Below are 8,335 nucleotides of genomic sequence, written 5' to 3' on the forward strand. Positions count from 1 at the left end.
CCTCAGGCAGGTACTAGCTTGCGCATCAATTGTTTACGATAACGAGGGTCGGTTGCGGACAACAAGCCACCGGCTGTCATCATTAGTGCACCTAACCAAATCCAACGCACAAAAGGTTTGTGCTGAATCCGCACGGCCCAAGCACCGTCGGTTAATGGCTCGCCCAGCGCTACATACAAATCCCGGAATAAGCCCGCATCAATATCAGCTTCGGTCATCATATTTCCACGTGCCTGATACACTCGTTTTTCAGGGTGCATGGTAATGTACGGTTCACCCGACTTAAGCACTCGTAACACACCCTGATCCGCAATAAAATTAGGGCCTTGGACTTTGCGTGATCCTTCAAATATAAAGGTGTAGTCCGCAAACTCTAAAGTATCGCCAGGCGCCATACGTAAATCACGCTCTTCACTGTACACAGAAACTAAACACACCCCCACAATAGAAACCGCTAGCCCTAAATGCGCTAAAGTCATAGCGTAATAGCTTCGTGAAAGGCGAGTTAAGCCACTAAAAGGAGCGGAGCCTGCGCGGATTTTAGTCATCACTTTATTCAGCACATCGCGTAATACCGAAAGCAAAACCCAAACAGCTAAGGTAATACCCACAATGGTTGTGACATCCAAGCCTGCATACACCCAGTACGTGATAGCAACCCCACTGATGACAGCGATAACCGCTGGTAACCACAACTGCTGCACCAAATAACGTGATTCAGTTTTTTTCCAGCGCGCCAAAGAACCTATGCCCAGCAAGACGGCCAATATTGATGTTAACGGAACAAACATGGCATTGAAGTAAGGAGGCCCTACCGAGATTTTACCCAGCCCCAAGGCATCCATCACCAATGGGTACAAGGTTCCCAGTAATACCATTAAACAGATCACCACCAGCACAACGTTATTGAGCAGCAAAAAGGTTTCGCGGGATAGCCACTCAAAGCTGGACTCACTTTTAACGTGAGCCGCTTTGATGGCATACAATAAAAATGATCCACCAATCGTGATAGCCAAGAGCGCCAATACAAAGTAGCCACGCTCTGGATCAGTGGCAAACGCATGCACAGAGGTGAGCACACCCGAGCGCACCAAAAAAGTACCCAGCAGACTTAATGAAAAGGCAAAAATAGCAAGTAATACCGTCCAGCTTTTAAAGACCCCACGCTTTTCGGTAACTGCCAAACTGTGGACTAACGCCGTTCCCACAAGCCACGGCATAAATGACGCATTTTCTACTGGGTCCCAAAACCACCAGCCTCCCCAGCCGAGTTCGTAATACGCCCACCAACTCCCTAGCGCAATACCTAAGGTTAAGAAGGCCCATGCCACATTGGTCCACGGACGAGACCACCGTGCCCAAGCCGCATCTAAACGGCCACTCATCAACGCAGCGATAGCAAAAGCAAAGGCCACAGAAAAACCAACATAACCCATGTATAACATAGGCGGATGGATGATCAGGCCTATATCTTGAAGCAAAGGGTTTAAGTCACCGCCTTCCAGAGGCGTGTTGGGTAATAAGCGCTCAAACGGGCTAGAAGTGACTAAGGTAAACAGCGTAAAACCGACACTAATCATGCCCATCACCGATAACACACGGGCCACGATATCAAGCGGCAACCCTTTACTTTTTACAGCAACAGCGTATGTCCACCCGGCCAATATCAGAATCCACAACAACAACGAGCCTTCGTGACCACCCCAAACAGCACTAAACTTGTAATAGACGGGCAGTTTGCTATTAGAGTTGTTGGCTACATAGGCAACCGAAAAGTCATCCGTCAAAAAGCTATATACCAAGCAAGCCATGCTGATCAGCAAGAAGAGAAACAGCCCCTTGGCTAGCGGTCGCGCATAATTCATCCACAAGCTATTGCCGACAAAAACACCGTATAACGGCACTACCGCTAGGAAAACAGATAAAGTGAGCGCTAAAACGAGCGCATATTGGCCAATTTCAGGGATCATTTGTTGTACGTCTCTTTTTCTGGCATTGGCATATTGCCCGATGCTTTTAGGGCTTCTGCCACTTCGGGCGGCATGTAGTTTTCATCGTGCTTGGCAAGTACTTCATCAGCCTGAAAAACGCCGTTAGCGTCCATAGAACCTTGAGCCACTATCCCCTGCCCCTCGCGAAATAAATCAGGCAAAATCCCAGTAAACTCCACAGGGACCGTTTTGTCGTAATCAGTTATTTCAAAGGCAACATGCAAACTATTTTGATCCCGTATTACAGACCCATCTACCACCATGCCTCCTGCACGTATACGAGCACCTTCGGGCGCTTCGCCAGCGTTAATCTGAGTTGGCGAGTAAAATAAATTAATGTTTTGATTCAACGCGTAGAGCGCCAAACTGACAGCAGCAGCCACCCCAAATACTAAAAACAGCACAAGGATTAAGCGTTTTTTACGTTTCGCATTCATAGTTTTTGACTCTCTTGGCGACTCGCTTGGTGCTTTTCTCGACGAGCACGACGTACCAGATTATTGATCAGAGCTTTACGAGCAAGAATGGGCATTAGTATATTCGCCGTAATAATCGCCAATGCGATACCATACGCCAACCAAACATAGAGGCCGTGGCCGCCCATATTGATAAACTCAGAAAAGGTAGAAAACTGCACAATCACCCCTTATCACTAGTGCCAGCTACGATGAGTTCACGCACCCAGCCAGCACGCCGCTCGCGGCGAAGAATTTCGGTACGAAGCCGCATCATTAGCGACACAGCAAAAAAACAATAAAAGCCAATCACCATCACCAACAAAGGCATCCACATTTCGGCCGGCATAGCAGGCTTTTCTGTCAGAGTGAAAGTGGCAGGTTGATGCAAGGTATTCCACCAATCAACCGAATATTTGATGATAGGAATATTCACCAAGCCAACCAGTGATAGCACCGATGCTGCTTTGGCGGCCATGGACTCGCTTTCCATAGCGGCATGCATTGCCATAACACCCATATAAAGAAACAGCAGAATAAGCATAGAGGTAAGTCGAGCATCCCAAACCCACCAAGACCCCCACGTCGGTTTACCCCAAATGGCTCCTGTGACTAGAGCAATAACAGCCATGCTGGCACCAATAGGCGCACAGCTATACGCCACCATATCGGCAACCTTCATTTTCCAAATCAAACCAATGGCACCCGCTATCGCCATTAACATATAACACGACTGTGCGAGGATAGCGGATGGGACATGGATGTACATTATACGAAAGCTGTTACCCTGCTGATAATCGGCAGGAGCAAACATAAGCGACCATACAACGCCACCCACCAGGCATAGCCCCGCTATGGCAGCAATCCAAGGCAACAACTTACCGGTAAACTCGTAACACCAACGTGGCGATGCCAATTGATAAAACCATCGAGGCATCCATTTTTTACCCGCCATATAAAGACCCTAACCGCTCACCGAAATTTTGACCGCTGCGCTAATCGCCACCGGCGCTAACACACAACCTAACGCTAACATGGCCCCCATAATGGCTAAAAATCCATCATAAGGCACACCCATCGCTGCTGCCTCCACAACGCCTGTACCAAAAATGAGTACTGGTATATAAAGAGGTAACACGACTAAAGAGATTAAGACCCCACCGCGCTTTAAACCAACCGTAAGCCCTGCGCCAATCGCACCAATTAAGCTCAATGTAAAAGTCCCTACTAACAAACTACTCATCAGCCCTAGCATGCCTTGCGCTGGCAAAAACAACATCATGCCAATTAATGGAGACATCAGCGTGAGCGGCAATCCCGTGGTCATCCAATGCCCAACGACTTTTGAGAAACAGACAACCATAAGGGGTTGAGGGCTCAAAATCACCTGTTCTAAAGTCCCATCTTCATAGTCCGAACGAAATAGGCTATCTAAAGATAAGAGAGTTGCTAACAAGGCCGCGACCCATACAATACCCGGCGCTATCTCTGATAACACAGCAGGTTGAGGGCTCACGCCTAAAGGAAATAAAGTAGCCACCATCAAAAAAAAGATCAGCGGGTTAACTAGATCGCTCTTTCTACGAAAGCTAAGTAACAAGTCGCGCTTCAAAACAGCGCTAAATAACCGCCACAGCGACTCATCAGAGGTATTAGTGTGCATACTGGTCATCAAGTTCCCATATACTCTTCAAGGTTAAGGCGTGTTACTGGACCTGAGTGACTTAGATCATGATGCGTCGTCAAAATAACGCTCCCCCCTTGCTCCACATGCTGGGCAAGCAGCGCTTCTTTTTCAGCGACCCCACGTTTATCAATTGCGGTAAACGGCTCATCTAAAATCCACAAGGGCGCATGAGTCATATATAAACGGGCCAAGCTCACGCGTCGATTTTGACCTGCCGATAATGAGTGGCATGGAACATCTTCGTAACCTGCCAACCCTACTTTGTTCAGTGCTTGATGCAAATCCCGCTCATCAATACTGGGGTGAATAGCGGCGTACCAACGTAGATTCTCTTCCGGCGTTAAAGCACCTTTAACCCCCGGCTGATGACCAAAATACAGCATAGAGGCGGCAAACTCTTCCCGCACATCGGCCATGGGGTCTCCTTTCCAGAACAACTCCCCCTCATAAGAAGACGACAAGCCGCTTAAAATACGAAGCAAGGTGGTTTTGCCACTTCCGTTAGGGCCAACAACTTGAACTAGCTGCCCAGCTTGGACGTCAAAAGATAGTTGCTCGAATAAGATGCGCTCATCACGTTCGCAAAAAAGGTCGACAATTTTTAGCAGGGGTTCTAGCACACCTCTTCCTCAAACACTGCGCTTTAAACGGGTTAGCGCTACACTAAATCGGACGTTGGCCGATTAATACGGTGTGCATTATATACAAAATAAGACAGGCATGTGGATTGCTCTGCATCACATAACGCGCGTATTGCACGCGCATTGAGAGTGGTGGCGCTATTTAATAGCTAATCTCCGTCACTGTGATTTACGATACACACACAATCAATTGATACTGAGCCTGTAACATAAGAACGGAAACCTGACGCATGGCAATGGTTAACCCACAATCTTTAACTCGATTGGATAGTAGCAGCCCAACAACTAAGGGCGCAGTAACGCTCAATCCGGGGGAATCTTTGCAAGGGACCGTTAAACAAGTCTCGCAAGACCAACTAAACCCGCAGGTTTTTAAAATAAAAGTTGAATCACAAAGCCGTTTGATGGAGCTACAAACTCGACAACCGATTGCGCAGGGCAGCCAAGTCACTGTAGCGCGCGATAATAACGGCAATTTAACCGTTAACATTCAAAATCAAGCAAGCGCACCCAACACTTCATCAACGCAAACATCAACTACTACGGCTCAAACACCTCCTAACCCTGCGTCAAGCACAACACGTGTGCCAGCCACTCCTGTACCGACAACAGGCCAAACACCAACAGCGTTAAGCCAGCAGCTAAACCAGCTGGTACCGGCAGGCTCATCCACGACCGTAACAGTCTTACAGCAAACACCGCTTGCAACCAACGCCTCAGCAAGCACGAGTGCCACAGCGACTCTAGTTAATACCGCCCCCCAAAATGGGGCTGCGAGTACAGCAGCCAACGCACAAACTGGTGGTACACAACCAACACCGGCTGCCAATAGCCAGCAAACCACAGCAACAGCTGTAAACAGTTCGATATCGGCTAATTCAGGCAATAGCGCTGTACAAGCTCCATCTGGAGCACAGCCTCAGGCTGCTCCGACTCAACCGACTGGGCAACCCGCTACATCTCAAACGATCAACTCCTCACAAACAGGAGCGGGCTTAGCACTCTCGCCAAGCGGTGCGGCGCAATCAACAAACAGCACAACCACAACTGGGCCAACGCAGTCACCTGCCGCCCCTCCTTCCGCAGGAACGCCCGCCCAACCACTAGCAGCTCAGGTTACTCGCGCAAGCACTCCGACGGCTCATTCGCCAGTGCCACCCACCATTACACACTCAACAGCAGCGGCCTCCGCTTCAAGCACTGCCCCGGCAAGCACTCCAACAAATAGCAGCGCGACGACTGTTCCAACTCATACGCCGACAGGACAGCCAGCGCCCGGAAATACCGCCACTTCACCAGCACCCCAAAACACAGCGAATTCAAGCTATACAACACCTGCGGGCCAACAGCTAACCGTTAACATCAAAGGGCAAACGCTGCAGTTGCACACAACCACTAACCTACCGCCTCTAAAAGAAGTCACATTAGAACGGCCAAACCAGCAACAATTAACGATCAGTTGGCCTAACCCACCAGCGCCGTCCGCTAAAACAACAGCACTGGATAACATGCCACTCACGCCAAGCCAGCAACAGGCGGTGAGTCAAACAATGAGAGAAAGCTTGCCGGTACAACGCCCGATTGCAGAGAGCCTACAGCAGCTCGCTAACACGCAGACTCAACCTAATACATCCGTGCAAAGCCAAACAAACGCCCCAGGAATCGACAAAGCGATACAGTCTATTTTGCAACTCTTTAGCGTGACACCCGGTAGCCAAGATGCTGAGCAATCTATCCGTCAAAACCTGCAGCTAGGTGGATTATTTACCGAGAATCGGCTTGCCAATCAACAACCCGTCAATCAAGACATGAAGCAATTTTTAGGCAAATTAGATGCCATGGCAGACCAGCTTCCAGCCGCGCAGCGCGATTCAATTAAAAGCGCGGTTGAGAGCATGATGTCACGCATTACACAGCAACAAATTACTCAGGTTCAACATAGACAAGACAGAACAGATACGACAGAGCGTTTTTACCAGCTCGATCTTCCTGTTCACTTCCAAGAAGCATTAGACAATGTAGAAATGCGCCTACAGCAACGCGATAGCCAAAATGAATATGGGCAATGGGAAACCTTATGGCGTATTCGTTTACATTTTGAACTGGGTGAGGACGGGATGATAGATGCCGATGTAAGCTTAAACGAGAGCACACAAGCTGTTAGCGCTCTCTTTGCTTGCAGCGAAACTAGTACAGCGAACCGCGTACGCGGCCAACTCGACGAATTCAGCCAGCGCTTGGCACAACTTGGGTTTGAGTCTAGCAGTTTAACGTGTCGACAAGGCAACATTGCAGCGCAATCTAACCCCATCCAAAAACAACTAATTGATATCAAAACATGAGTAAAACGCCGGATAAACAGCCATCAGCGATCGCCCTAAAGTACGACCCGCTATCAGGAAAAGCGCCGACTCTGGTTGCAAAAGGTCATGGCGACATAGCCGAGAAAATTATTGAGTTAGCTCAAGAGCATGATGTACACATTCACCAAAACCCTGAACTGTTAGATGTATTAATTCGATTAGAACTTGGGGATGAGATACCAGAAAGCCTGTATAGAGCGATCGCTGAAGTCATCGCCTTTGCATATAACATCAAAAAGATGAGCGCCGACCCCAACAGTAAGGGTTAACTGTTTTTGTAATCGATACCTGCATTGCTTTGTAGCTCTTTGTGCAACAGCGCCATTAACTCGGCTTCGGGGCGGCCAATACCACAATTTTTGACCAAATCATCAACATCAGCGCCCATTTCCATCAACTTCGCTGCTTGGTTGTAAGCCAGCTCACCCGGGTCTCTGTTTTCGAGTTCTATTTGTTTTTCGGCAGTAATATTAAGTCGATGCTCAATATCAACTAAACGCTTACCCATACCAATTGACCCACCCGTGATCGAGCGGATCTCATTTCGCAACACATGAATAAGCGCTTTGTATTGACGCTCATGACGTCTTACTCTTATCCACAAGACAATGCTCAGCCCTGCGAACAAGATCACAATCGTCGTCAATACTAATGCTAGCCAGATACCCGAATCCGTCAAAAATGCATCCTATCATTTAACCTTGTACTTCAAGATGTTAAGAGTATCAGGTTTAGCTAGTTTTGAAACGCTTGTTCAAACTGTTCTAAGAGCACCCGCACATCCACTACAGCACACCGCTCAGGCATATAGGTCCCTAACAACCACGGACGGGACTCTTTATTTGCGTTCCAGTTAACTTCACTCACAGGGATACGCAAAGACTTTAGCAACTCATCACACGCAATGGCCCACTGGCGACCTTCTAAGATAACGCACTCGGCATAATCCGAGGCGTGGGATTCATACCGGCCCGGCATAAGCCAGGAACCTGCATCAACGATACGGGTATAAGATCTGTCTCCAAAACTACCAATAATCCACTCTTCTGTATTTTCTAATTTGAGAGTTAAGGTATCTAAGCTGAGTGTCCCTTCGATATATTCGAAAGGGATAGCCAACTTCAAACCAGCCAAATTAACTAATACGCAATTGAGCTCTGGCCCTGTCTCTTATACACATCTCCGAGCCCACGAGACT

9 protein-coding genes and 1 pseudogene are annotated in these 8,335 nt (G+C 48.3%); 2 read left to right on the forward strand and 8 right to left on the reverse strand.

Features of this window, described 5'->3' with window-relative positions; translation table 11 throughout:
* Positions 1-2: 2 nt before the first annotated feature.
* Genes OW491_RS15810 through ccmA form a run of 6 tightly spaced genes read right to left on the reverse strand, consistent with a single transcriptional unit; the run spans position 3 to position 4,753 of the window.
* Positions 3-1,970: a heme lyase CcmF/NrfE family subunit gene (locus tag OW491_RS15810; protein ID WP_290036863.1), complete on the reverse strand. Its 1,968-nt coding sequence runs from the start codon at positions 1,968-1,970 to the stop codon at positions 3-5.
* The gene (ccmE, locus tag OW491_RS15815; protein ID WP_075171297.1) at positions 1,967-2,428 is read right to left on the reverse strand and encodes a cytochrome c maturation protein CcmE; all 462 of its coding nucleotides are present in this window, start codon (positions 2,426-2,428) and stop codon (positions 1,967-1,969) included. Before ccmE ends, OW491_RS15810 begins: the two co-directional genes overlap by 4 nt.
* A complete protein-coding gene (gene ccmD, locus OW491_RS15820) occupies positions 2,425-2,628 on the reverse strand; it encodes a heme exporter protein CcmD (protein ID WP_075178645.1) in 204 nt (67 codons plus the stop codon). Before ccmD ends, ccmE begins: the two co-directional genes overlap by 4 nt.
* A gap of 2 nt (positions 2,629-2,630) precedes the next feature.
* Positions 2,631-3,401 (reverse strand): heme ABC transporter permease, encoded by a 771-nt coding sequence (locus tag OW491_RS15825; RefSeq protein WP_290036866.1) that lies wholly within the window; start codon positions 3,399-3,401, stop codon positions 2,631-2,633.
* Between the two features lie 9 nt (positions 3,402-3,410).
* Complete coding sequence (gene ccmB / locus OW491_RS15830; protein WP_290036867.1) at positions 3,411-4,118, reverse strand: heme exporter protein CcmB; 708 nt, start codon at positions 4,116-4,118, stop codon at positions 3,411-3,413.
* A complete protein-coding gene (gene ccmA / locus OW491_RS15835; protein ID WP_075171294.1) occupies positions 4,118-4,753 on the reverse strand; it encodes a cytochrome c biogenesis heme-transporting ATPase CcmA in 636 nt (211 codons plus the stop codon). The genes ccmB and ccmA overlap by 1 nt, the downstream gene beginning before the upstream one ends.
* 251 nt (positions 4,754-5,004) lie before the next feature.
* On the opposite strand from ccmA, the gene OW491_RS15840 reads away from it, so the two are divergent.
* Together OW491_RS15840 and OW491_RS15845 are read left to right on the forward strand one after the other, a co-directional pair.
* Complete coding sequence (locus OW491_RS15840) at positions 5,005-7,116, forward strand: flagellar hook-length control protein FliK (RefSeq protein ID WP_290036869.1); 2,112 nt, start codon at positions 5,005-5,007, stop codon at positions 7,114-7,116.
* Positions 7,113-7,406 (forward strand): EscU/YscU/HrcU family type III secretion system export apparatus switch protein, encoded by a 294-nt coding sequence (locus OW491_RS15845; RefSeq protein ID WP_075171292.1) that lies wholly within the window; start codon positions 7,113-7,115, stop codon positions 7,404-7,406. Before OW491_RS15840 ends, OW491_RS15845 begins: the two co-directional genes overlap by 4 nt.
* On the opposite strand, the gene OW491_RS15850 is transcribed toward OW491_RS15845, so the two are convergent.
* Both OW491_RS15850 and OW491_RS15855 read right to left on the reverse strand, forming a co-directional pair.
* Positions 7,403-7,816 (reverse strand): DUF2802 domain-containing protein, encoded by a 414-nt coding sequence (locus OW491_RS15850; RefSeq protein WP_075171291.1) that lies wholly within the window; start codon positions 7,814-7,816, stop codon positions 7,403-7,405. The genes OW491_RS15845 and OW491_RS15850 overlap by 4 nt on opposite strands.
* 56 nt (positions 7,817-7,872) lie before the next feature.
* Positions 7,873-8,274 (reverse strand): annotated as a pseudogene (locus OW491_RS15855) (chemotaxis protein CheW); the annotation flags it as partial.
* Positions 8,275-8,335: the final 61 nt, after the last annotated feature.

This window comes from Neptunomonas sp. CHC150 (assembly GCF_030397555.1).
GTDB lineage: Bacteria > Pseudomonadota > Gammaproteobacteria > Pseudomonadales > Balneatricaceae > Neptunomonas > Neptunomonas phycophila.

Bases quoted from the DNA above. Each gene is read 5' to 3' on its own strand.
- OW491_RS15845 (WP_075171292.1), top strand. From the start codon at position 7,113: ATGAGTAAAACGCCGGATAAACAGCCATCAGCGATCGCCCTAAAGTAC.
- ccmE (WP_075171297.1), bottom strand. From the start codon at position 2,428: ATGAATGCGAAACGTAAAAAACGCTTAATCCTTGTGCTGTTTTTAGTA.
- OW491_RS15840 (WP_290036869.1), top strand. From the start codon at position 5,005: ATGGCAATGGTTAACCCACAATCTTTAACTCGATTGGATAGTAGCAGC.
- OW491_RS15825 (WP_290036866.1), bottom strand. From the start codon at position 3,401: ATGGCGGGTAAAAAATGGATGCCTCGATGGTTTTATCAATTGGCATCG.
- OW491_RS15810 (WP_290036863.1), bottom strand. From the start codon at position 1,970: ATGATCCCTGAAATTGGCCAATATGCGCTCGTTTTAGCGCTCACTTTA.
- ccmB (WP_290036867.1), bottom strand. From the start codon at position 4,118: ATGACCAGTATGCACACTAATACCTCTGATGAGTCGCTGTGGCGGTTA.